The sequence below is a fragment of the Bradyrhizobium sp. C9 genome (assembly GCF_002532045.1).
GTDB lineage: Bacteria > Pseudomonadota > Alphaproteobacteria > Rhizobiales > Xanthobacteraceae > Bradyrhizobium.
Genome location: NZ_NWTG01000003.1, coordinates 54,260 through 78,427 on the forward strand (window position 1 = coordinate 54,260; position 24,168 = coordinate 78,427).

Annotated in this window: 16 protein-coding genes and 1 riboswitch; of the genes, 9 read left to right on the forward strand and 7 right to left on the reverse strand. The window is 59.0% G+C overall.

Going from position 1 to position 24,168, the window contains the following annotated elements:
* Window positions 1-10 precede the first annotated feature (10 nt).
* Both sctJ and CO675_RS40440 read right to left on the reverse strand, forming a co-directional pair.
* Window positions 11-886: a type III secretion system inner membrane ring lipoprotein SctJ gene (gene sctJ / locus CO675_RS07940; RefSeq protein ID WP_198964535.1), complete on the reverse strand. Its 876-nt coding sequence runs from the start codon at window positions 884-886 to the stop codon at window positions 11-13.
* The gene (locus CO675_RS40440; protein WP_245452673.1) at window positions 887-1,405 is read right to left on the reverse strand and encodes a nodulation protein NolB; all 519 of its coding nucleotides are present in this window, start codon (window positions 1,403-1,405) and stop codon (window positions 887-889) included.
* A 171-nt stretch (window positions 1,406-1,576) separates the two neighbouring features.
* On the opposite strand from CO675_RS40440, the gene CO675_RS07950 reads away from it, so the two are divergent.
* Complete coding sequence (locus CO675_RS07950) at window positions 1,577-2,272, forward strand: secretin N-terminal domain-containing protein (RefSeq protein ID WP_198964536.1); 696 nt, start codon at window positions 1,577-1,579, stop codon at window positions 2,270-2,272.
* 2,115 nt (window positions 2,273-4,387) lie between these two features.
* Here CO675_RS07950 and CO675_RS41970 read toward each other — a convergent pair.
* Window positions 4,388-4,717, reverse strand: coding sequence for a hypothetical protein (locus tag CO675_RS41970; protein WP_502693369.1), 330 nt, complete (start codon window positions 4,715-4,717; stop codon window positions 4,388-4,390).
* A 493-nt stretch (window positions 4,718-5,210) separates the two neighbouring features.
* On the opposite strand from CO675_RS41970, the gene CO675_RS07975 reads away from it, so the two are divergent.
* A complete protein-coding gene (locus CO675_RS07975) occupies window positions 5,211-7,847 on the forward strand; it encodes a hypothetical protein (protein ID WP_097671475.1) in 2,637 nt (878 codons plus the stop codon).
* 1,853 nt (window positions 7,848-9,700) lie between these two features.
* Here CO675_RS07975 and CO675_RS07980 read toward each other — a convergent pair.
* The 3 genes from CO675_RS07980 to CO675_RS07990 all read right to left on the reverse strand — a co-directional run bounded on the left by CO675_RS07980 (window position 9,701) and on the right by CO675_RS07990 (window position 14,374).
* Complete coding sequence (locus CO675_RS07980) at window positions 9,701-10,774, reverse strand: ribonucleotide-diphosphate reductase subunit beta (RefSeq protein ID WP_198964537.1); 1,074 nt, start codon at window positions 10,772-10,774, stop codon at window positions 9,701-9,703.
* Window positions 10,765-12,600 (reverse strand): ribonucleoside-diphosphate reductase subunit alpha, encoded by a 1,836-nt coding sequence (locus CO675_RS07985; RefSeq protein WP_245452674.1) that lies wholly within the window; start codon window positions 12,598-12,600, stop codon window positions 10,765-10,767. Before CO675_RS07985 ends, CO675_RS07980 begins: the two co-directional genes overlap by 10 nt.
* Before the next feature lie 207 nt (window positions 12,601-12,807).
* A riboswitch (cobalamin riboswitch) is annotated at window positions 12,808-13,023 on the reverse strand.
* Between the two features lie 418 nt (window positions 13,024-13,441).
* Window positions 13,442-14,374, reverse strand: a complete 933-nt coding sequence (locus CO675_RS07990) for a class I SAM-dependent methyltransferase (protein WP_097671802.1) — start codon at window positions 14,372-14,374, stop codon at window positions 13,442-13,444.
* 1,598 nt (window positions 14,375-15,972) lie between these two features.
* On the opposite strand from CO675_RS07990, the gene CO675_RS07995 reads away from it, so the two are divergent.
* Window positions 15,973-17,745, forward strand: coding sequence for an HrpF/NolX family T3SS translocon protein (locus CO675_RS07995; protein ID WP_245452675.1), 1,773 nt, complete (start codon window positions 15,973-15,975; stop codon window positions 17,743-17,745).
* A gap of 184 nt (window positions 17,746-17,929) precedes the next feature.
* On the opposite strand, the gene CO675_RS39835 is transcribed toward CO675_RS07995, so the two are convergent.
* Complete coding sequence (locus tag CO675_RS39835) at window positions 17,930-18,130, reverse strand: hypothetical protein (protein ID WP_143278914.1); 201 nt, start codon at window positions 18,128-18,130, stop codon at window positions 17,930-17,932.
* An 862-nt stretch (window positions 18,131-18,992) separates the two neighbouring features.
* Here CO675_RS39835 and CO675_RS08000 point away from each other — a divergent pair.
* The 6 genes from CO675_RS08000 to CO675_RS08025 all read left to right on the forward strand — a co-directional run bounded on the left by CO675_RS08000 (window position 18,993) and on the right by CO675_RS08025 (window position 23,979).
* Window positions 18,993-19,226 (forward strand): hypothetical protein, encoded by a 234-nt coding sequence (locus tag CO675_RS08000; protein WP_075968406.1) that lies wholly within the window; start codon window positions 18,993-18,995, stop codon window positions 19,224-19,226.
* Between the two features lie 116 nt (window positions 19,227-19,342).
* Window positions 19,343-20,233, forward strand: coding sequence for a SctD/MshK family protein (locus tag CO675_RS08005; RefSeq protein ID WP_198964538.1), 891 nt, complete (start codon window positions 19,343-19,345; stop codon window positions 20,231-20,233).
* A gap of 33 nt (window positions 20,234-20,266) precedes the next feature.
* Entirely contained in the window at window positions 20,267-20,803 is a 537-nt protein-coding gene (locus CO675_RS08010) for a hypothetical protein (RefSeq protein ID WP_097671479.1), read from the forward strand.
* 2 nt (window positions 20,804-20,805) lie between these two features.
* Window positions 20,806-21,231 (forward strand): tetratricopeptide repeat protein, encoded by a 426-nt coding sequence (locus CO675_RS08015; RefSeq protein WP_198964539.1) that lies wholly within the window; start codon window positions 20,806-20,808, stop codon window positions 21,229-21,231.
* An 8-nt stretch (window positions 21,232-21,239) separates the two neighbouring features.
* On the forward strand, window positions 21,240-23,363 hold the full coding sequence (sctV, locus tag CO675_RS08020; protein WP_097671805.1) for a type III secretion system export apparatus subunit SctV: 2,124 nt from the start codon (window positions 21,240-21,242) through the stop codon (window positions 23,361-23,363).
* A 208-nt stretch (window positions 23,364-23,571) separates the two neighbouring features.
* Window positions 23,572-23,979, forward strand: a complete 408-nt coding sequence (locus CO675_RS08025) for a tetratricopeptide repeat protein (RefSeq protein ID WP_245452676.1) — start codon at window positions 23,572-23,574, stop codon at window positions 23,977-23,979.
* Window positions 23,980-24,168: the final 189 nt, after the last annotated feature.

Genomic DNA, 24,168 nt, shown 5'->3' on the forward strand with positions numbered 1-24,168 from the left:
AGTGTCCTGGCTATGTCGCATCAGACATGATCTTTTTATCAGCAGCCTGAACGGCGGGCACATTCGAACGCCTGCTGAACATGATCAGGTTGCGCGATGATTGCCCGAACTGACGAAGACGCGCACCGAGCAACACATAAGATGCAATGGCAAATACGGCGCCAGCGCCTCCAATCCCAAGCGCAAGCCATGGCGTTGAAGACGATTTTGCGCTTTGAGCTGAAGCGGCTGCCGGCGACGCTGACTGCTCAAGCGGAGTTCGCTCAACCGGCACGAAGACCACAGCCACCTTGTCGTAGGACAGCCCTTCTATGCTGTTGGCTACGAGCATCTTGATCTGAGGCAACAGCGCCGAGAGCTTTGCGTTGGAGCCATGTCGGATGAAAACCGACGCTGAGGACGGGGTCGCATCTTGCCGCAACAGATCGTTTTTAGGAAGGACCACGTGGACCCGGGCGGAAAGGACGCCATCTATATCGCTGATGGTGCGCGACAATTCTTCGCTGAGGGCATAAACGTAACGGGCCCGCTCCTCGATCGGCGAGGCAACGAGGCCCGACCCCTTGAACACCTCGCCAAGATTCTTGAAAGATTGGCGCGGCAGCCCCTCAACATTCAGCAAGTCAATCGAATAGGCGAGCTGCCTTTCCTCGACCTGGATCGTGCTGGTCCCATCCTTGGCGACAACACGAACTGCATCGACCCCCTTGCCAAGGAGAAGCGCAAGCATCTCATTGGCTTCACGCTCCTGAATCTTACTGTAGAGATCAGCTTTGCAGCCGATCAACGGAACAAGAAGGGGTAGAGCAAGGCAAACGCGAAGCCGTCGCCACGATTGACGGCCACCGCTGCCCGCACTGCACATCACACCAGGCATCAGCTTCATTCAGCCCGCCGATAGCAGCTTATTCAGCGACGAACTCACGGCGCCGGTGCTCTTAGAGACAAGTGATACCTGAACGACGTCCCGGTAGACATCCCGCAGATTCACTATCATCGAATCGAAATCTGTCGCTACCGGTTTAACAGTCGCATGTGCACCGATGTCGAGCGGCTGCAATAGCGGCTGCGCGGCAGGTCCAGGCTGGATGACGCTCGGCGCAGACGACACACCGCCGACGGCCGGAGCACCGACATGGCTGTGGTACATGGTAGAAAGCGCTTGAAGGATGCGATCGCCCGGCGGATTCGCCAGCGTGTTCGCGCGCTGCACTTCCGATATGGGCGGAACGACTGCGGCGCTATCTGCGACCGATGAGACGCCCCCCTGATTGGAGGCCGCTTGCGCAAGAGACTGCTCAAAGTGCGCCTGCTCGCCGGGAGCTGCCGGCGAGCAGGCGCCGGCAAGACAGTCGGCTGAATTGGGCGAGATCGGCGTTGCGCCTAACATCATATAGGGAGTCATTGCGCTCGTTGATGAAACCAGGCGTTGTCTGACACTGAACGGATCAAGATCGTAGAGCGGTGAGCTGACGAAAACCTGACGAGGATGCGCCGCCTTGCGTCATCTAAAGATCACGTTTGGCGTCCAGGCTGGACCGAAATTCCAAGTTTAATCCTTAGAAGGCCTTCAGGAATGTTTGTCCGGTCCACGATGGTATTGAAGAGAAATCTTTACGCCGGAGGTTTCATCTGTCTTGGAATGGTCAGCGCGCTTGGCGCCCCCCTCTCGCTGCCGTCGGCCCCTTATAGCTACACGGTTCTGGATCAGGACCTTTCTGCCGCGCTGCAGGAGTTTGGCAACAATCTCAATATCAGGGTCAATGTCAGCACTGAAGTGAAGGGCCGGATTCGCGGACGAATGCCGGACCTGCCACCGCGCGAGTTCCTCGAGCGTTTGACCAACCTTTACAATCTTCAATGGTATTACGACGGCCTAGTGCTTTACATATCCGCGGCCCACGAGGCGCAAAGCCGACTGGTGGTGTTGAACCCGATCAGCTTCGATGCGTTCAAGACTGCGCTCGATGCGCTCAACATCTCTGATGAACGCTATATCGTGAAACCGGCCCCGGGCGATGGCCTCGTCCTGGCTTCGGGCCCGCCACGCTTCATCGCGCTGGTGGACCAGACGTTGAAGGGCCTTGTGGCGGAGGCGCAGGCGCGGCGCAATCCTGCCGCCGCCGAAAGGCCGCCGCGGGATTCGGTTTTGATGTTGTTTCGCGGCTCCTCGAGCGTGGTTATTCGGGACGGACACCCGGAAGGGCATTATTCGCCCGACGCGCCGCACCAGGACGGCACTGTGCGCGAAGCTGGCACGGGCCAGAGATGACCAACCGATGCGAGACATCTTCAGCCGAAGTAGATCCGATCTGCATTGGCTCAAATCCGTCCGATCGTCAGCTTTTCGAAAGCTAATGCGCCCAGCATGAACGTGCGGATGTCTGGACGGCGGCGCCTGCTACCGACCGCAACGGACGTGGGCAACCAACCACCTAGGCGCGAGCGGAAGTTGGTAAGCGCCAGTTTTGACGGCAGCTCGAGGGCTTAAGGGTCAACGCGAGCCTCCGAACCAACTGCGTCGGAGCGCTGGACCGATTGCATTGAAATCCATCCTGTCACTCCTTTCCCATAATGGAGCGGATCGAACGATACGAAGGCTCATGCCCTGCGGCTGAATACGAGCCGAGAGCCCGACTCACCGGAACCGTCTACGGGACGCGGCCGGCTTTGAGCAGCGGCTCAGTGGCGCAAGCTAGGTCGTGTGGACTCTTGGTATTCCGTTGAGCCGCCAATGCCTGACCAATTCTCTGAAAGGACGCATAACTAATGATTGTGTACATTCATCTTGGCGGGAGGCCAAGATGGCCAAGATAGTCGACGCCGGCCAGAAAGGACGTCGCCAAGTGCTCCTGCCGTCGGCGACGTCGCGAAGGTCTGCTGGCGGCGCGAGTAAGCCCGCTCCGTGGGCTGGGCTATGGAATGCTTACCCAGTGGGCGCGTCGCCGTGCGATTGTCCAGGCCAAGGGCCCGCGTCCATCGACGGTTTGATACGAACGAACCCCTCTTGTCGAAATTCGGCTGTGTGGGGCATACCCAGCATGGTGAAAGTTGTGGTCCGGGAGGTCTTGCTAGGCAAGAGGCCGGCCCTCCTTAGTATGTTGATCTGGGCATCCGAGGCCGTATGGGGAACGAAGACCCAGTGGTCGGCTATGAGACGCTCGTTCTCGGGAATGAAATTTGTGAGCTCCAACAGCGCAGCCCCGGCGGACGAGGACGGCCCGGCTTGCGAAGGTCCGGCCTGAGACGGTCCAGCTTGCGATGGTCCAGCATACGATGGCCCGGCTTCCACATTCTGCCAAATCAGATCAGGATCAAACTCTGGGAGTTCCGCGATGGCTTGAGCAATCGGCTGCTGCGAGCCGGGCTGCGGAGAGCTTTCTCTGGCGGCCACCAATGGCCCGGGGGAGGGCGCAGCCGGCGCATATAGATCATCGTCCCGATCCAACGGTGATGAATAGGGATGCCCCGACTCCAAATATTGCGAATAGGGATGCCGGGCGTCCAGATATGGCGAGTAGGCTTTGCCCTGCTGCACGGGAGATCCCGCAGCAGGTGGCAGAGCACTATCTTCAACCTCGCGCAGCTGGTGCTCAAAGCCCGCAGGACCCGCAGGCGCTGATGGTGAATCGGGTTGCGGGCTTGTGCTCGTTGGACTGATTGAGTTGAAATTCATCCTGTTCCGCCTTTGAAAGTTTGGCTCGAGCCATAGTTCGACGAAGGCCATTTGCATTGCGACCTCCAGAGAACCGTTTCGAAGGCTCGTGTGGAGTGCAGCCTCCGAGCTGCCGGCAGAGCATCGGGTGCTCGACGTGCATCTCCATTAAGATGGATAGGCGGTATCGCCCTCTAGACATCCGCTCTCTCATGCTAAGAGAGTTAGCTTTCGAGAAGCTGACGAGCGTCAAAAGGATTCGCAATGAGCCAATGGAGAAGGCATTGACCTCCGCCGAAAGCTGCTGCGCATTTTCAATTCATCTCTGCTTGGCGCAGGCTCGCGCACGATGCTGTCCTGACGCGGCCCGTCGGAAGAATAGGGAGCTGCCGGCCGTCCGTCGCGACCGATCTTGGTTGAGGATCCACGAAATAGCTTCAGGACCGACTCCCGCGAACTGCTTTTAGACGGCCGCGTGCGGCCGCGTCTGCGCCTCCGCTACAGGCCGTTTAGCGTCTGGTCCAAGAGCGCGATGAACGTGGTGGACCAGAAACCAGGACGAGGCCATCTCGGGGTGACGTTCTCACAAGATGTCGGAGATGTTGAGTGCATCGAGGGCCGCCTTGAATGCATCGAAGCTGATCGGTTTCAACACAAGCAGACGACTTTGCGCCTCATTTGATACACGCAGCACGAGCTCATCGTAGTAGCATTGAAGATTGTAGAGTTTGGTCAAACGTTCGAGGAACTCGCGCGGTGGCAGATCTGGATGCGCCCACTAATCTGCCCCTTCACCTCGGCGCTGACGTTTACTGGAATATTGAGGTTGTCGCCGAATTCCAGCAGTGCGGCCGACAGGTCCTGATCAAACCGTGTAGCTATAAGGTGCCGAAGGCAGCGAGAGCGAGAGCAGAGTCCCAAACGCCGTGAGTGCCCCGGTGCAAAGGAAAACTCCTGCGCCCGCAACTCGGTTTGGATGGTTCGGACCGAGTGATACCAGCCAGTTTTTCCCAAAGCCGCCATCAGCATCGGCGCGCTAAAGATCGCCTTTGGTGCGTCCAAGGACGCGACACTTACTTGGTACGCCCATTGGTGATGGAGCTTGATCGATAAAGCGAGCTCCCGTCATAGATATGTCGCCAGGCGAGACAATCGCGCATTGGCCCATCGTCGAGTCGCATTGGCTCGTCGCGGGTAAACCGTTATGCCTTTCGCTGTCACCGCTCTTCAGTACAGACGAAGCAGAACCGCACAATTGAACCATCCTGAGAACTCGTCAGCTTCTAGAAAGCTAACCATCCTAAAATGAGAACCGGAACCTCGAGGGCGAGGCGGCCTAGCGAGCGCAAATGGAATGGACGTGGCAGCGCGCGGTTCGTGTGGTCGGGCGGGCTCGATTAACCGGAGGATCGCGGCTTGCAGCTGCGCCAATTTCTTGTTTGTTGCTGTTTCGAGTGGACAACGAGCTTTGCTGCTGAAACTTCTCTCACCTTGAGCCGTGCACACGTCCGAGTGGCGGATTTGCGCACAATCGACATTCTCAAGGACGATTAGAGTGGACCGGAACAACATCAACCCATTCAGCCCTGGTGAGTTTCAGGCGTACAACGCCCCGCTGGAGCAGCAGGAGCAAGAACCGGGCAATACGAGCCAGCAAGCGAGGTTTGAGCGGCAGCTGAGCGAGCTGCAACACAGTGCGTTTTATGAGAGCTCCGCAGAAGCGGGTTCGCCTGATGGGCAAACCGCAGACGGCGGTGAAGCGATTCGGCGCGCTGATGCCGGCGGTTCGATGCAGGTGCCGTCCATTGAGAGCCACTCATTCAGCAGCACGCGCCAAAGCGTGGACATACCCCATACCCCCTTCGGCCGTTCGACTGAAGTGCCGTCCAAGCGAAGCCGCGAGAACGATGGCCCGGACGAGGAGCTTTTTTCTAGATTCCGCGAGGCATCAAAGAAACGCCGAGCCAGCGATGGCACTATCCGCGAGGAAGCCAAGAAAAGCGGACCAAGCGATCGCACGATCCGGAGGGATCTAGAGGTACTGCGCAACTTCAGCGTCTGGCTTCAGGCGAAGCAGAAGCCACCAATCAGCAGCCAACTACAGAATCTTCAAGCATTGCGTGCCGAGGGGAACGAGTTTGCGGCCAATGATGTTCACTTGGGCGCTCGTATCGAGGCAGCGTTGACAAGGCTCGAGCAATTCGTAGTCGGAGCGCCGGTGACCACGTTGACGCGAGGCGGCCGGCCAGTTGAGGCTCCGGTCACCGCAGTCGGAGCGTCGGTGATGACATTGCCGCGGGGCGGTCGGCGGGTCGAGGCTCTCTTCCCCGAAGACGAGGCGCTCATCAACGCTGCGTGTGACGAAGGCGTTAAGCGCGGCTTTGCGCCGGTAACCATGCAGGAGTACCGTAGGGCTCTTAACAGCTTCGGTAGGTGGCTCAACAAGCGCGGGGTAAGTATTACTCAGGCTGATCCCGAGAAGCGAGACCGCTATATTAACTCTGGGAAGGGCTCCTATCTTAGAGAGTTTCCACGCGCATGGAATCTTCTTCAGAACTACCGACAACGCGCCAACGTGCCCCAGCCGTTCCCGCCTCAGGAAGTTTCCGCCAGCGCGGATGACGAGGCGCTTTTTCTCGGCTTCAACGAGGTGGCCCCGAAAATCGGCGTGAACCTGTGGGCACTTCGCCAGTTCAGCGCCTGGCTTCAGGCGACACAGAAGCCCCCAATCACCGGTCGGATTGAGAATCTAGAGGCTTTACGTGCCGAGGCCGACGAGTTTGCGGGCGATGACGTTCGCTTGCGGAATCTTCTCAGGACGGCGTTGCCAAGGCTCTGGCAATATCAACAAGCTGTCGAGGCGAATCGAGCGCTGGGGTTGGGTCCACCGGGACAAGCGGGCTCGCTCGACGGGCAAGCCGCTCCGCAGCCGAGTTCGCTTGATGAGCTTCCGGCAGCGCCCGCTACCCCGAGCGAGGGAGCCTGGGATTGGTTTAGGGAAGTGATGCAACAACCAGCTCCGTCATTGTCCGCACCACACCGTGGCCTGCAGCCCAGCTCGTATCAGGAGCTTCCGGCAACGCCAGCCACCCCGAGCGCGGGAGCCTGGGATTGGTTTAGGGAAGCGATGCAAGAACCCACTCCGTCGTCCACACCACATCATGGCCTGCAACCCAGCCCGTATCGGGAGCTTCCGGCAACGCCGGCTACCCCGAGCACGGGAGCTTGGGATTGCTTCAGAGAGCAGATGCAAGAGCCCACTCCGACGTCGCCTACGCCGTATCCTGGCTCGCGGCCCAGCTATTCGAACTGGCTTAGCGAACAGGTGCAACAACCCGAGTCACGGTCGTCTACCAGGGCTGCGGCGTCAAATATCTACGGTGGCCTTGAGCCAGTGCCTCATCCGAATGCATCCACAGTGTCTGAGTTGCGTGACTATGCGCGCTCTGCGCCGGCGCGTGGTATCGCAAGACCCCCGTCGTTCATCGGGCCATCATTGCCCCCTCAAGAGCTACCGGAAATCGGACATATGGTCGACAACTGGCGCCACCGTTCCCAACCTGCCTCGGACGCCCTGATCGACATACTCGGTAACGTCGGTCTCTTGCCGAATCAGTTCGGCCCAGCACAGTTCACCATCGAGAGTCAGCTTTACTCGGCCACATTGGGACCGGGTGGACGCAGGGACGTTCAACTCGTCCATCATCCGCGCGCTAGCCAGATGAGTGAATTCCGGAGAGCCCGTCAGCCGCTCCACGAGCCTGCGTCATCGTCGTCAGCCAGCGCTCCCTCATATATTTATAACAGTGTTGAATCACTGGTTGCTCTCAATCCAATCACACGGTTCGAGTTGCGTGACCATGCTCAGCCCGTGCGGGGCACCGGCTCGTCGTCTCCCGGATCATCAGAGGCCTATCGCCGCGGAGCGGAATTACCGGATATCGGACCTTTTCTCGGCGACGATTGGAACCACAGCCGCTGGGACAATCAAGGCCAGGGCCGAGAGGTCTCGCACAGCGGCATGATGTACATACTGAACACCTGGAATCTACTTCCGACCCCGCAGAACCCGCGCATACAGTTCACCATAAACGGTGAGCTCTACACGGCCGAGTTGAGGAGCAGGCAAAGTAACGCGATCTTGGGGTCCGGCCACGTCGTTTATCTCATCTATCATCCTCAAAGTGACTGAAGAACGCCTTTGGCTGGGAGTTCCCGAGTTCTTCGTTTCGATGCGCCCAACATCCCATGGCAGCGAAACTGCGAATTCGGACGATCTCGCGCGTGCAGGCGGCTTTGCTCTACCGAGCTACACCATCAGTTGGGACACGACCCTGCGGCCTGCGCATTCCGAGATTGATTTCGCCACCATTCCGGGATGATCTCGCCGGGCGTGGAGGCGTCTGTCTTCTGTGGATGCTTCTGGCTCCGAGCAAGTCGCACTGGATTGGGGTCTGACGTGCCAGCGAATAGGGAACGCCCGGACGGTCCTAGACGTGAACTCCGCCAGCGCCCTAGTGCTCCGCCACAATATGCCGCCCCGCCGGTCCGCAGGGTGATGCCTATTCGCCATATCTGGACGCAGGCCATCCCTATTCGCCGCACCTGGATTTAGCGCATCCATCGCCACTTGGGTTGGGAAGACGATGCGCATACGCCGGCTGCACGCCGCGCCAGAACCGGAAAGCCCCCGCAGTATCCCTCCCACCAGACGATCGCTCAGGCGATCGAGGCTCATCCTGGTGTCGATCAGGATCTGATATGGCAGGATTTGGATGCAGGCCCTTCGCACGTAGGGCCGTGGCATGCCGAGCCTTCGCATGCCGGGCTATCGCTTGCAGGGCCATCGTACGCCGGACCATTGCAGGCCGGACCGTCCCACGCCGGGCCATCGCACGCCGGCCCCTCCTACGCTCGACCATTGCAGGCCGGGCCGTCCGAGCCAGGTCCTTCCGACGCCGCACCACCAGAACGTTCCGAGTTGCGTATGCTGGACGGACATCTCTCCAAGGATTACTAGGTTTTCATTGGCTAAACAGTCACAGGCTCAGATCGATATGCTGACGCGCAGCGGAGTGAGGCCGAGCAAGGACCACCCCACAAAGGTTTTCAATCTTTTTTGGGGTGCCTCACACAGCCGAATGCAGAGAAGAGGGCTTCATTCGTCTCGCACCGTCGCTGGACCCGACCCTTTGGCTCGAAGACCCGGCTGAAGATCGACGTGCGGACTGTGGGGAAGATCCGCCTCCCCGCTAGCGACCATGGCCCGTGCCTCGGCAGGGCCATGTCACTGGCGCCGATAGATTGAAATTGCGGACGGCAACAGCAGTTGGTGACGGCCCCCGGCCGGCGGAAAAATTGCCAAGCTCCCTCTTTAAGGCCCAATCGATCAGTGCAGAGAGCTGGTCGCGTCAAAATCGCTGCACGGCGCGAGACAAACGATCACCAATGCGCCTCTTCTCACTTTTGCCTTCTCCGCCTTGCGCTTTACATGGACCGACGCCACGGAGTCGCCGCCTTGACCATCACGCGCGATTGTCACGTACACAGCCGCCCCGATGAGAGCTCGCATCATTCAAGTCAGGTTTTACCCCGTCCCTTTGGCTAAGTTGCGTAAAACAGTTTCCGTCCGCCCTCCCCAACAGGACGGCGAGCGTGTGCAACCAATCTTCTCAAGCCGCATTGCAGGCGGCCTTAACGCAAAACCGCGTGGAGATTGCCTCACGGGCCTCGTGAAACCGGGATTGAGTTCATTTGCGCATCGGCACATCAACGGGCGCAGTTTTCTTCGATCGGTTGCCCGATACCGCGCTGCCTCTGCTCATCCCAGCCGGAGCGTTTTTGATAAACTCAGATACTGGCGGACACCTTAGGTGTGCTCAACACCTCCACTTTGGCACGTCCATCCCAAAGGCCCGCGACCATGATTTCGAGCGGCATAGACCATGCCACTTGAGGTCCGCTGCGGCCCCGCAAGCAGCGGCAGAGCCGACTTTCGCAAACGTCGGAAAATTCGGGGGCGCTCCAAAGCGCTGTTCCGTCTGGCTACGTCCGGCCGAAAGCTGCCCACACCCCGTCTTCGCCGTCCCAGCTGCCGCGGCTCGCCGCCTTGGAGTACTCGGTGGCGCGCTGCTCGAAGAAATTGGCGTGCTCGACGCCATTGAGAATCTCGACGAGCCAAGGCAGCGGATGCGCCTTGAGCTGGGTGAACCCGCCCTCCTTGGCTTCGAAGAAGCCGAAGACCGGGGCAATCCGCAACTGGGTCAGTCGCCAGTCGGCAACATAGCGGACGTAAGTGTGAATCTGCTCGGGCCTCATGCCCTCGATCTTGCCGAGGCCGAAGGCGAGGTCGACGAAATTCTCCTCCAGCTTCACCATGGTTTTGGCGACCTCGACGATATCGTCACGGACAGAGCGCGTCACCGCGCCGGTTTCGCGGTTCCATTCGTGAAACAGCTTGATAATGCCCTCACAATGCAGGCTCTCGTCGCGAACCGACCAGCTTACGATCTGTCCCATGCCGTTCATCTTGTTGTGGCGGGGGAAATTGAGCAGCATCGCGAAGCTCGCGAACAACGCCATGCCTTCGGTGAAGGCGCCGAACATCGCCAAGGTCCTGGCGACATCGGCTACTGTGTCGACGCCGAACTCGTGCATGTAGTCCGCCTTGGCACGCATCTCGGAATAGCCGCGAAATGCCTCGAACTCGGTCTTGGGCATGCCGAGCGTTTTGAGCAGCAGCGCATAGGCATCGATGTGGACCGTCTCCATATTGGTGAAGGCCGCCATCATCATCTGGACGGTGAGCGGCTGGAAGATCGGGATGTAGCGCTTAAGATAGTTATCGCCGACTTCGATGTCCGATTGGGTGAAGAAGCGGAAGATCTGAGTGAGCAGCGCGCGCTCACTGTCGGTAACGCGGTCCGATGCCCAATCCTTGAGGTCGGCACCAAGCGGCACCTCCTCGCCCATCCAATGGGTCTGCTGCTGGCGCTTCCAGAACTCATAAGCCCAGGCGTAGCGATCGACGTCATAGCTGCCGGTCGAGTCGAGGAGGCCGACGCACCGTTTGCCGATCAGTGTGCGCGGATCGACGGATGAGAGATCGATCACTGACATGCGAGGCACTCCTCATAGTCAGTGTGCGGCTGCGGCGGTTGCGGCGGCGCCGCCTTGTCGCCGTCAGCGATGTTGCCGGCGAACGCCGCGCGCGAGATCGATTTTGAACGGCAGTAGTAGAGGCTCTTCACCCCGCGCTTCCATGCCGTCCAATGCAGCATGTGAAGGTCCCACTTATCGACGTCAGCCGGCAGATAGAGGTTAATCGACTGGCTCTGGCAAATGAACGCGGCGCGGTCGGCGGCAAGCTCGACGATCCAGCGCTGGTCGATTTCGAAGGCGGTACGAAAGACCGCTTTTTCGTGCTCCGACAGGATGTCGAGATGGGCGACCGAACCCTCGTGCGCGATGATCGACTGCCAGGTCGCCGAAGTATCGGCGCGCTTGACGGCCAGCAGCTTGGCGAGATGCGGATTACGCACCGAGATGGCACCGGACAAGGTCTTATGGGTGTAGATGTTGGCCGGGATCGGCTCGACGCAAGCGCTAGTCCCGCCGCAAATGATGCTGATCGAGGCGGTTGGCGCGATCGCGATCTTATGGCTGAAGCGCGCCATCACACCGCGTTCCAGTGCATCCGGGCACGGCCCGCGCTCGCGCGCGAGCGTCACGGATGCCGCATCGGCATCGCGACGGATTTTTCGGAACATGTTCAGATTGAACGACTTGGCCACGACACTTTCCATCGGAATGCCCTTGGCCTGCAGGAACGAATGGAAGCCCATGACGCCGAGGCCGACGGAGCGCTCGCGCAAGGCGGCGTAGCGGGCACGCTTCATGCCGTCCGGCGCCACCGTGATGAAGTGGGTCAGCACGTTGTCGAGGAAGCGCATGACGTCCTCGACGAAGCCTGGCTTCTCATTCCACTGGTCCCAGGTCTCGAGGTTGAGCGACGATAGGCAGCACACCGCGGTGCGCTCCTCGCCGCGATGATCGATGCCGGTCGGCAGGGTAATTTCGCTGCACAGGTTGGAGGTAGAGACCTTGAGGCCGAGCTCGCGCTGGTGCTTGGGGAGCGACCGGTTCACGGTGTCAATAAACAACAGATAAGGCTCGCCGGTCTGCAGCCGGTTCTCCAGGATGCGTTGCCACAGCTGACGGGCGTCGATCTCGCGGATGACATCGTTGGTCTTCGGGCTGCGCAGAGCGAACGCGGTGCCGGCGCCCACGGCACGCATGAACGCGTCGGTAACGTTGATCCCGTGGTGCAGGTTGAGACTCTTGCGGTTAAAGTCGCCGGACGCCTTGCGGATCTCGAGGAACTCCTCGATCTCGGGATGGTGTATATCGAGATAGACCGCCGCAGAGCCGCGCCGCAACGAGCCCTGGCTGATCGCCAATGTCAGGCCGTCCATAACGTGGATGAACGGGATGATACCCGAGGTAACGCCGCCTTTCACCTTCTCGCCGATCGAGCGAACGTTGCCCCAGTAGGTGCCGATGCCGCCGCCGTTAGAGGCAAGCCAGACATTCTCGTTCCAGGTGCCGACGATGCCTTCGAGCGAGTCCGACACCGAGTTAAGGAAGCAAGAGATCGGCAGACCGCGCGTGGTGCCGCCGTTGGACAGTACCGGTGTGGCCGGCATGAACCACAGCCGAGACATCGCATCATAGAGACGTTGGGCATGCGCAACATCATCCGCGAAGGCGCAAGACACCCGCGCGAACATGTCCTGGAGCAATTCGCCGGCGAGCAGGTAACGGTCGGTCACCGTCAGCTTGCCGAACGGCGTCAACAGGTCGTCGCGCGTCCGATCGAGCTTGAGATCGGCCGGCCTTGGCGATGGCGCAAGGGGGCGCGGCAGCGGAGCCGGCGATGGCAACACAAGATCCGACTCAGGCGGGGTAGGCCTTGCCTGCGCTGGGCGCGGCTGCACATGCGGCGGCTCAGTGAGATGACCCTGCTGATCGAAATTGTAAGACGGCGACATCGGCAACCCCGCGATGTTAGGCGCGGGCCGCGCGGACGACTTGCGAGGAATCCGGGCAAATGTCCCCGGCTGCAAGCGACCCACCGGGGCACCCCGCCCGAGGACTTTCATTCGGTCGCGGCAGGTCTCCTGGCTCGCGGGTCACTGCGGCCGTCGGCCTTCCCGGCGCTGTGTCGCGCCAGTGACCATGATGACAACCGCTCGCCGCTTACAGTTGCGGGGGCAGCCCCGGAGTTGCCGTTTTGGCGCACCGGGTTCCCTCTTAGCTTCCGCCCTACAAGGTGTGGGGAACGGAAGACCGTGACTGACTATAGATAGGCACTACGCGCCGGGATTCGTCAATTGGAGAGACCAAGATTTAGAAGGCAAAAACATACCGACCGCCCGGACCACTCTATCGCCGCTGTCACTTCCGCTGCAGATGATTGGAGACGCGGTTGGGCTGCCTTTCCAGTTTCCGTTAAGCTTGCGCATAGTCGAGAACATTCTGACCCAGGTATCGCATTGATGCGATCTATGAAACCGCGCGTCAGTAGAGAGGGAATTCGGCAAGGCGCTCTCCGATCTGAACCGCAGCGCTTCCGCTCGCCGCGACAAATGGCATCTGGACGAGTTGTTATCCATCGTCGGCGAAACAACATTGGCTCTGGCGCGCCTTCGACCAGAATGGCCTTGTTTTTCGACGTCTTGATCCAGCGCCGAAGGGACTCGCGCGCTGCACAGTGGTCCCTAACTGTCAGGGCTCCAGCGCAACCTGCAAGCCCTCGTTGCTTTCAACATGAACGTAACGGGGTCCAATCGGTCGTCCTCTGCCGCTGGCGACGGTGACAACGTCTTCCAGAGGCATGGCCCGCGCATCCGCCTCTGGGCGAGACAAGATCAGATCCGCATGCAACAGCCCTTCTGATTCGAGGCCGGTCGCATCCACGCCAAGGGCAGCTAAGCTGGCCAAACAACTTTCAAACTCTTCAGCATCGCGAAAGCGACGCTGGATAAACGTCGCGCCGGTAAGACGTTCTGTCACAAGACCACGCTTTGCAAACGCTTCGGCCAACGATTCAAATGGGAACATGCGTAGCACGAAGGAGATGATCCATGGTTGCTTCTCTGTCGCATCGAGAATCTCGCTGAACGTCTTCTCGGTAACGTAGCCGATGCATCCGGTTGACATGATAACATCGACGGAGCGGAGAATGCGCGCGCTGTCCGTCGATAGCGCCTCTTTTTCAAGGTCAGCGACGATGCCATGCTCCAAGAGGCCAACACTCTTTGCATAGCTGATCGCCCGTGCCGACACATCGAGGCCAATAAAGCGTGCCAACCCGACATCAGGCCAGGCTGCATAAAAACTGCGATCGAGACTCACCAGTGTCTCTGAACTGATCGCCCTCATCTCACGCCGGGCGTAGCGGTGACGCAAGCCCCCGAAGGTCAGCGGAAAGCGATGCACCGCTGCGTTGATGCCGTATGAACATCCAACATCGAGCACGACGGGCTTAAGGCCGGTTGCCGAAGCTTTCGCTGCCAGGATTTGGCGCACAACCGGCTCAGCCACGTCCGGGATCATATAATCCAAGTCCCCGAGGATCGAGAAATATGCCCTCGGATCATCCGAAGCATAAATATCATGGAATATAGCTTTAGACCGATTAATACGCGAAAACTCCATCCGCAACGCAATTTCTCCTATCTCATTTGCAAGCGAGTCGACGACAGGTGCCTTCGTGCTCGCCCGCACTTTGGTATACAGGTCGGTCTTACACCCGCCGATGCGACAGCAGAAGCGGCAAGCGGACAAGAGCATCCGCCTGCGTAAGACTATCATGAAACTGGTCCCGCACCGATGAACAGCCGCTGGAGATACGTTCGGCCGAGTTGAGAGCGGTCGAGGCAACGGCAGGCAACATGAGAAGAACCGTTTATGTCGCGTGACAAAATTGGCAGCATTCGTGAGCGCGAATGGGCCAGCACCTTAGAGAAGCGAGCTGACCGAAAGCTGACGAGCGTTCGTTACCTGATGACCGCGACTGGTTTCCATTTAGGAAGAAGCATCGGCCCCCAAATTTGGGACGAATTTTGGTGTCGATCCTGTCGTGAAAATAGCAGCAGGTATACTCATCCGATCTCGGAGGCTGTCATCTTGAAGAAAGTGCTAAATGTTCCTGTTTTCACCTGCCTGACGTCGCCAGGACGCTCGGCGCGCCGCTGACGCTGGCCATCGACGCCCTACAGTTAAACGGCTCTGGATCAGGACCTCGCGACCGCACGGTAGGAATTCGATCGCAATCGGAATATCCCGGTCAATGTAAGTACCGAGGTGAAGCGGCGGATTCCCGGACGTGCCGCCAAGGACACTGGTCTTCACTCGCCAAGCTGCCTCATTCCTTAGATCGACATGCTGAGAAACTGCAATGTAATGTCAGGCAGGCACTTCCGGACAACAATTTTCGCCATCGCGGGTGTGCCGCACACGGCCGAATGGCGAGGAGATGACTTATTCGTCTCACAAGTCGCTAAACCTGCTCTTGCGGCCAGTTTGCGTCCGCCCTTCGTAACCGCGTGATCCAACTGTTATCTCGTACTGAGCTCGCGACGTGGGTTCGATGCAGAGTCGAAGAGCGCGGCGGCCAAGGACGAATAAAAGGACAGAGGGCGGCGCGGCCGAGCTCTGATGTTTGTCAGTGCAACCTGGGTCCGCTCAACGCGTCTGACGATGGAGTTTTTCGAGGACTTGGTCGACGACCGGTATCTGAGCCGACCATGCTGGATGCGCAGCTCAGAAGGGCGCCAGCACTTTTTCCGGCGCAGGCGCGGGGGTGGCTACTGCGAAATCAGCGCCCACCTTAAGGTATTCCGGAGCTCTTGCGAGATTGTTGGACCAAATCAACGAATGCTCCCGATAGGCAGACGTAAAGCTTTAACTCGCTGACATGGCACCAGGCCAGGCGAACGCAACCAAACAAAGCTGGCACCGGCATTCAAATACGTCCAGGTCCCTTGCGGGCGAGGCTATTTCACCAATCACCTTGAAATCGTCTGAGCGCCGTCAGCTTCTCGAAAGGTTGTCTGTTTTACCATACGGCGTGAATATTTAGACGGCGGCGTTCCCATGGATAGTCGCGAAACTGAGCGCTGAAGGCGCACTGAGCAACAGGATGCAAGTGGTAGGACCTGTTGAACTCTGCCGATCAACACTCCTTGTTCGTCGCGATCTCGGGCCGCGCCGGTGACCGTCTTGTGGTGCACACTTACATCGGAGGACGTGTAATGTCAGTCGACCTATCGCCAACCGCCAACTCAACTGTGGCTTTCTCCGGAATGCCCGCCCCTCCCTCCTCGGCGCAGGACTTTTCCAGCTTTCAGGCGATGCTGGCCAGCCTCTCCTCGAAAGACACGACCTCGCAAGTGGCGGCCTCCACAGAACCAACCAAGCAACTGACTGAGGAACTCACGCAGGAGGCGCGGAGTATCCTGCCACCAGAGATAAGGGCAGCATTGGATGCATATCAGGATGACCCACAGCCGTCCTGTGCTGCCGGCAGCCCAATCATTGCGGAAGCGCCCGTACAAAGCTCAAGGATCACCTGGAACGGTGGCACGCTGACTAATGCGGAACTGCAGATTGTCTCTGTGCTGAACCGCCACAAGGACAAATGCCCGCTTGATTGGAAGTCTCTGGGAGATTTGGCCAACGATCCCTCGACACCGCCGGATCTAAAGGCGGCGATCGAGGCACTGCAACAGGACCCGGAGCTCTTCTATGCGATCGGTTCGCAAGGCGACGGCCGCTGTGGCGGCAGGATCAAAGCGGGCGATCTCAGCGGCTTTTCCGACCATCACCCTCAAGTCGCCGCGTTTCAGGAGCAGCGGGCGCGGACCTACGAGCAGAACTACATGCCATCCGACGGTACCGGGAACGGTGAGCCATCGGTAATGACACTGACCGATGCCTTGCGCGAACTCTACCGCTATTCCGATAACCTGCCCAAGAACTTGAGCCTTGCGGATTTCAGGCGCATCGTGGACGGCAACGCCGACATTGGCAAATGCCCCCCACAGGTCCTCGCGGCGGCTCAATATTTTCTCGACCACCCGGATCAATGGAAGCAGTTGTACGGCGGCTCGATAGATAAGGTCCACAAAGAGGACTTCCTGCAGGTCGCTTCGTCATCGATGAGTCTCACTCGACCCGAGCTGAGCACACTAAACACGATCAACAAGAACCAGGACGCTTTTTTTGGAAATGGCGATCTGACCCGGGAAAAGCTCGTGAGTATGGTGGACGACAAGAGCCTTTCCCCTGAGGTGCGAAGCGCGGCTTCCCAGCTGCTCTCGGATCCTGTGCTGTTCGGGTTGATGAACAACGCGATTACCGGTTACAAAACCCACCACAAGTTTTTCGACTTCGGCGGCGGCCATACGGTCGATTCCGGAAACATCAGCAGAAACGATTTCAACCAGTTCTTCAACAACATGTCTGGTGCGAACCGCGCCGCTCCGCAATTGAAAACGCATGCCGCTCAAACGCCGGCCGAACAGGAGGCCACCGCAGACATGATGATTGGCGCGGCGGATCAGCCCGACATCAAGTCTCCCAAGAAGAACGGTGGCGCCCTCATGCACGCAATTAATGACGTGCTCAAGGTAGGCTCGAAGGTACTCGACTGGACAGCGACGGCCGTTGGTGTACTCGGCTTCATTCCAGGGCTGGGCGAACTGGCCGATCTTGCTTCAATGGTGATCGAGGCCGAAGCGCAAGCTGCAAATCTTCTGCACACCGCGATCAGCGGCGGCAACATGAAGAAGGCGCTGGAGGAAGCCGGGCTGAGTCTTGCGGCGCAGGCCGTGGGCTGCATCGCCGGCCCCGAGGTCAAGATAGCGATTCGAGAAGGCTTGGTGAAGCAGGCAATTCAAGAAGCGGCGACGGCCGGCATCAACCTGCCGGTGTCGATGGCCCAGTCCTACGCGGAGGACTATCTGAATAACCTCAAGGCACGGATTGAATCCGAGCGCACGCAAGCTGCAGGTACCTACGCCTAGTCGTAGCGGCGCTATCGACACCGGATAAAGCTGGACGAAAGGCCAGCTTGCGCGGCCTGCGCGGTAGGGTCGTCCCCGCCGCGCAGGTCGCGCAAGCATATTCGATGCTTACACCGACGAGCGTGCTTGTCGCTAGCTAAACCAGCGCATTTGTCGGCTGCACTCGAGCACCCGACGGGCGTTCTCACATCGCGTGCGCCACCGCGAAGATTTCGCCGGGCCGATTGCGCCACCCATCGCGGACGGTAAACTTGTTGATGCCTTCACGCCGCGACGGAACCGGTGGAGTGGCGTGCCTGACCGGTTTACGTCGTCGGATCGAGAGCACATTAATGGAGGTGACGCTCAAGGTCCTTGTCTTCAGCGCCTCCTGATCGCTGTCCACGAAAGTGATCCATTTTTATGGGCCTGCTCCGAGCGGGAATGGAAGATCGCTCTTCATCGCTGACTCGCATGAGCAACTTTATCCTGGCGCAGCAGCCCGGGACAGGATCTAGACAAATCGCTGCGTGGTTCGAGGTACCTAAACTGCCGAACGAGCTGCGAGGGGTCCAAAGCCGGGCGAGCCCCGAGATGGGCCACGTCAAAGCTTAAGCCCATTTTATCCGTCCGGCGCTTACATTCCGCTTGTCAACGCTGCGCTTTGATGAACAACGGCTTGCCTGATCAAGTGCCACATAGGCGAGGTCTTGTACCAACCCTGTGATCTGCAGCTTTCGCCGACACACTGCCGAAATATGAGGCGGCCTGTCCAGAGGCAACATCAAAGAGATCGGCTCACAGAATTTCTGAGGCTCGTCAGCTTGTCGAAAGCTAATGCTTCCATAGTAGCTGTGACGGCGACCGCTCCCTCCGCACGAACGAAGTTTTGAAGTAGGAGAACCCGATGCGCATTTCCAGCTCTAGCGCCGCTGGGCACCTTGATTCCGACCTCCACGCGACTGGCGGCGGCAAAAAAGGATCTCGGGCGCCTGGCGAGCACGATGATCATGGCCAATCGCATGGTGCAGGCGCTCCCTTAAATGGCGGCGCGTCTGGTCCAGACGCTGACTCGCAAGCCGCTGCTATGCAGCAAGCGTTCAACGTCGCTCTCGGCGCCGTCGCTATGCAGTTTGTAAGTAGTGCAATGGGTCGTTTCGACGACGCCATGGCCGAGACAGAGGAGGATTCCTGACCTCGCATGTTGCGGCGTCAGGAAAATCGGAGCCGCAAGGCGCGGCAATCTTCAAATAAACAGGAGAGACAATATGGCTGATAAGGTTGGTGCTTCTCATTCCTCGACGGCGGGTGGCGCAGCTGGTACTGCTACTGCAGCCGCGGGTTCCGCCGCAGCTGAAGCTGCGGGAGAAGCGGCATTCAACAGGCAGCTCGCCGCCCTGACTGCCAGCAGCACGAAGGCTGCTGAAAGGGATGTAGAACTTCGCGTCGTCTCGACAGAACTCTCGACCGTCAAGAAAGTGGCCGACGAGCGGGTGCAGTAACGGATGAAGCGGGACGAAATTATATCCTCCCGCTTTTGCCGGCCGCATGATCTGTGAAGTCGCAACAGACCGTACGGCTTTGCCGTACGGTCTCGTTCTTCATTCAGGAGACGATCGTGAATGAACCAGCTTCCCCGCTATTCGAAGTGTTGTCGGGGTGTTATTCCGGGTTGACCGGCAAAGCGGGGAGCGGCTCCTGCTTGATTGGCAGCAGCCTCGATGCTGATTTGGTCTTCATCGAGCAAGGCCTCGAACCGCACCATCTTCGCGTCAGCTGGCATATCAGCTCGATCGAGATCGAGGCCCTTGCCGCGGACGTCGCGATCGAGGGTCGCGGCCCTATTTCGCCAAATGAGACCGTTGTTGTCCCTCTTCCTGCCGTCATCCATATGGGCGCGATGTCCATTCGCTGCTCGACCGAAGGCACTCAGCAAGCCGGCTCTACCGGGCGCTGGCATGTACCGATTATCCCGCTTGCCTTGGTCCTCATCAGCTCTGCCGCAGTTGGCACCCTTTCAACGAGATTTGTCCAGTTCGACAGCGCCGCAGCGCTGAGCACCTCGTCCTCCGCCACGGACATTGTCCCCAAAATCGCGCTCGCGACCCCTGATGTTCCGGCCACCGACGCAGCGGCTCAACGGCTGCAAGGGGAAGTTGACGCGGCGGGCCTGCTCGGCATCAAAGTCAGTTCCGGGCCGGGCGTTGTGACCGCCGATGGCACTATTACGCCTGCCTCGCTCGCTAAATGGCGGGAAGTCCAGCAGCGGTTCGATGTCCAAAGCAATGGTGCTTATACGCTCGTCAGTGCGGTCGCCATCAAGGAGGAGAAGGCGCCCCCCGCAATTGCCGTCCAGGCAGTTTGGCGCGGAAGCGCCCCTTATCTGGTCATTGCTGGTCAAAAGTACTTCGCGGGTGCACTCCTGAGCAATGGATGGACCGTAAAGGAGATCGAGGACGGACGTGTGCTGCTGACACGCAATGGCCAGCTTGCTGCTTTGTCTTATTAGAGTTTTAGCCCGCGGCCAACGAAGGAACGTTTCATGACTAGGCTGCCGCAGCGGTCCGTAGAGCCTGGCACCGGCTTTCAGGGAATTAACAACGAGCATCATGCAGCTGTCATCGCCCCGGCCACATCTCAGGCCAGCAGCATCGGCATCGACAAGGTCCATGGAAACGGCAAGGGCCACACGTCAGTTGTCCAACAGCGCCAAGCGCAGGAGCGGTTGGCTGCCAGCACGATCGAAAACGCGCTCGAACTCAAGTCAATCGATCCAATCTCGCGGATCAATCCCACCGATGCCACCGAGCACGTAGGTAAGATCGAAACAAGTTCGGAACTTGCCTGGCTGACGGGCCCCAATCTCGCGCATAGCCTGCTCTCCTTCGTCACGCCCCGCCTGCGTCATTCGCATGTTGTACGTCCAGAGCAACACGGCCTTGTCCTCGAGCGCTTGGCCGATGCGCTGTCAGCCGCGCCAGAGGGCTCCGTGGCCGGCGAAGGGGCCGCGCTTCTGCGGCTGGAGCTGCGGCGGTTGATCCTGCTCCGGCAGAATCACAACAGCTTGATCCAAGGCTAGCAATGCCAGATCCGCACGACGTGCAGCACTTCACACCTACCCAGTCGTCGAATGTTTCCAAGACCGATCGGTTAGTTCCGATCTCTGGGCCCGAGCGCGATTTGCTCTGCGCGCTTTCCTATGTCCACCTTGCGTGCGGGCAGAGCGCACACAGTCTGGCTTTCTTGCGGCTCGTCGTTCACGAACATTCTCAAGACGTCGAGCTGCTTCGCCTCCTCGCCTATGCTCTCATCTCACAGCGCCTCGGGGAGGAAGCGCTATCGGTATTGGACAGGCTGGACATGCTTGATGATCAGCCATCGTCGCGTCTGCCACTGCTGCTGCTGCGCAGCCATGCTCTGCGCCAGGCTGGCCGCATGGCCGAGGCGCAGGCCACCTTCAAGCGCTATGTTTCCTTGCGGGGCAGTCCGCCTCCGGTCAAACAATGAGGCTTTGCATGGCCAGGCACCTACGAAATCTCGTCGCCCGCGCACCGGCCCATCCGGATATCATGGTCGCACTGATGCTGCTCCTAGCGATCGGCATGATGATCATGCCGATCCCGATCATCGTGATTGACATGCTTATCGGCTTCAACCTAGGCTTTGCCATATTGCTGCTGATGGTTGCCCTCTATCTCAGCACGCCGCTTGATTTTTCGTCGCTGCCGGGCGTCATTCTGATTTCGACGGTTTTTCGTCTGGCGCTGACCATCGCAACAACGCGCCTAATTCTTGCGGAGGGCGACGCCGGCAGCATCATCCACACCTTTGGCGACTTCGTCATTTCGGGGAACATCGCTGTCGGAATCGTCATATTCCTGATCGTGACCATGGTGCAGTTCATGGTCCTTGCCAAAGGCGCCGAGCGCGTCGCAGAGGTGTCAGCGCGCTTCACGCTCGATGCACTTCCGGGCAAGCAGATGGCGATAGATGCGGAGCTGCGCAACAACCATATCGATCAACACGAAGCACGTCGCCGGCGCGCGGCGCTTGAGCAAGAAAGCCAACTTCATGGTGCAATGGATGGCGCCATGAAATTCGTGAAAGGCGACGCGATCGCCGGACTGATCGTCATCTGCATCAACATGCTGGGCGGAATCAGCATCGGCCTGCTCTCCAAGGGTATGTCGCTCGATGCCGCGATGCATCACTATACGCTGCTGACAATAGGTGACGCGCTCATTTCGCAGATTCCGGCACTGTTGCTGTCGATTACAGCCGCGACCATCGTCACGCGCGTCAACGGGCCCTCCAAGCTCAAGCTTGGGGCCGATATTGTCAGCCAACTTACGGCGAGCACGCAAGCGCTTCGGTTGGCCGCCGGCGTCTTGTTGTTAATGGGATTCGTTCCTGGCTTCCCCTTGCCCCCGTTCGTCATTTTGGCCGCACTCTTCGCTGCCGCAAGCTATGTCAAGGTCGGCGCGAAAGGCGACAAGCCTGCCGCGAAGCCAGGCGCAAATGTCACCGCTTCGGCTCCGGCTCCGGCTCCAGCACAGACACAGAAGCAAGCAGCTCACGCGGAAGCACTTCCGATCGCGTTATTCCTTGCGCCGAACCTGATACATTCAATCGACAAAGACGAGTTGGAACAAAGCATCGCGCGCGTTTCAACGTCGGTATCGGCTGACCTTGGAATCACGGTTCCGCGTATCCCGGCCCAGATTGACCAGAACTTGTCCAAGTCGCAGTTCAGGATAGATGTCGATAGCGTGCCGGTTGAACGGGACGTGATCGATCCGACGCAGCTCGCGCTCAACGATGATATTGCGAACGTTGAACTAAGCGGCATTCCATTTCGGCAAGACCCGGAGACGGCTCGCGTATGGATCGAAGAACGCCATGCAGCTGCGCTCAAAGCCGCCGGGATCGGACACCACCGTCCGGTCGAAATTCTTGCTTTACGTCTCCGTTCCACATTGACGCGCTACGCACAGCGCCTGGTCGGCATTCAAGAAACTCGTCAACTGCTTGCCCGAATGGAGCAGGAGTACGCAGATCTGGTGAAAGAAGTGCTTCGTACGGCGACCATTCCTCGGATCGCAGAGGTCCTGCGCCGCCTGCTCGATGAGGGGATACCCATTCGCAACACTCGCCTCCTCCTGGAGGGCCTTGCAGAATGGAGTGAACGCGAGCAGAACGCCGTCCTGCTCACTGAATATGTTCGCGCCGCGCTGAAGCGGCAGATCTGCTTTCGCTATGCCAATGCCCACCGCGTTGTGGCCGCCTTTATCATCGAGCGTGAGACTGAAGAGATAGTGCGCGGTTCGGTGCGCGAAACCGCTGTCGGACCATATCTCGTTCTGGACGATTGGCAGAGCGAGAAACTGCTCTCACAATTTCGTCAGATCCATTCGACCATCGCACAAAGCCAAAGCCAGCCCGTCATTCTCGGCTCGATGGATATCCGGCGCTTCGTACGCGGCTTTCTCACCCGCAACGGGATCGATCTGCCCGTTCTGTCTTATCAGGATCTCGCCTCGGATTTCACAGTCCAGCCGATTGGGTCCGTGAAACTTCCGGCTGCCAAGGAAAGGGTTCCGTCCTCGGAGCGGGGCGGGCTGCTTCCCGCCGCAAGTTAACAGAGCACAGCAGCTCGTCGTGAGATAGCCTATGAATTCCCACGGGATAAGCTTCTGGCGACACGCTCGCTTCTTTCGCTCAGCCTTGTGCTCAGGCTCGCTCGCTATCGTTCTGCTGGCAGGCTGCGCTAACCCGGATAGGTCGGCCCTTTCACCGCGGCAGACACTCTCGTCAGAGCTAGCTAACGCCAAGGCGATCGATCCTGGCGTGCGTGAACGAATTGCATACAGCCTCGGTCGGGATGCTGATGAGCAAGCTCTGCGCGATACGCTGAAGCAACAACCAAACAATGTCGATGCGGCAATCCCACTTGCGCGGGTCCTGCTGGCCCGCAAATCGCCCGATGAAGCGCTTGAGGTACTCGATAATGTCCTCTTGGCGGCTCCCGGCGATCTGCGAACACTGAACGCCAAGGGCGTTGTCCTCGATCAGAAGGGCCGCCATCAAGAGGCACAAGGGCTATACCGCAAAGCTCTCGAAAGAGAACCCTCAAATGCAATGTTGCGCAACAATCTCAAACTGTCGCTTGCGCTAGAAAGTAAGACGGAGACCGAGGATCCACAACCGCAGACGGATAACGCCTTGACCCGAGCAAGGTGGCGCGGCGAACAATAGCGTGCAGAGCTTGACGCCTGAGTGGCCGGCTTTTCGATAGCTAGGCTCGCCCGAAGCGGCCGCACTGCACGCCGCCGCCAAACCTCAAGAATGATAAGCCATGTGGTCGATAATTATACGAATCGCCACGTGTAATAACAGTGCAACTTATCCATCACTTACCTTGCAGATGCTTGCTACACTGCCACC

What these genes read in the sequence shown, in the direction of transcription:
- CO675_RS40440 (WP_245452673.1), bottom strand. Translation starts at nt 1,405, where the DNA reads ATGACTCCCTATATGATGTTAGGCGCAACGCCGATCTCGCCCAATTCA.
- CO675_RS08015 (WP_198964539.1), top strand. Translation starts at nt 20,806, where the DNA reads ATGCCAGATCCGCACGACGTGCAGCACTTCACACCTACCCAGTCGTCG.
- sctV (WP_097671805.1), top strand. Translation starts at nt 21,240, where the DNA reads ATGGCCAGGCACCTACGAAATCTCGTCGCCCGCGCACCGGCCCATCCG.
- CO675_RS08000 (WP_075968406.1), top strand. Translation starts at nt 18,993, where the DNA reads ATGGCTGATAAGGTTGGTGCTTCTCATTCCTCGACGGCGGGTGGCGCA.
- CO675_RS07950 (WP_198964536.1), top strand. Translation starts at nt 1,577, where the DNA reads ATGTTTGTCCGGTCCACGATGGTATTGAAGAGAAATCTTTACGCCGGA.
- sctJ (WP_198964535.1), bottom strand. Translation starts at nt 886, where the DNA reads ATGAAGCTGATGCCTGGTGTGATGTGCAGTGCGGGCAGCGGTGGCCGT.
- CO675_RS08010 (WP_097671479.1), top strand. Translation starts at nt 20,267, where the DNA reads ATGACTAGGCTGCCGCAGCGGTCCGTAGAGCCTGGCACCGGCTTTCAG.
- CO675_RS07980 (WP_198964537.1), bottom strand. Translation starts at nt 10,774, where the DNA reads ATGTCAGTGATCGATCTCTCATCCGTCGATCCGCGCACACTGATCGGC.
- CO675_RS07990 (WP_097671802.1), bottom strand. Translation starts at nt 14,374, where the DNA reads ATGGAGTTTTCGCGTATTAATCGGTCTAAAGCTATATTCCATGATATT.
- CO675_RS07995 (WP_245452675.1), top strand. Translation starts at nt 15,973, where the DNA reads ATGTCAGTCGACCTATCGCCAACCGCCAACTCAACTGTGGCTTTCTCC.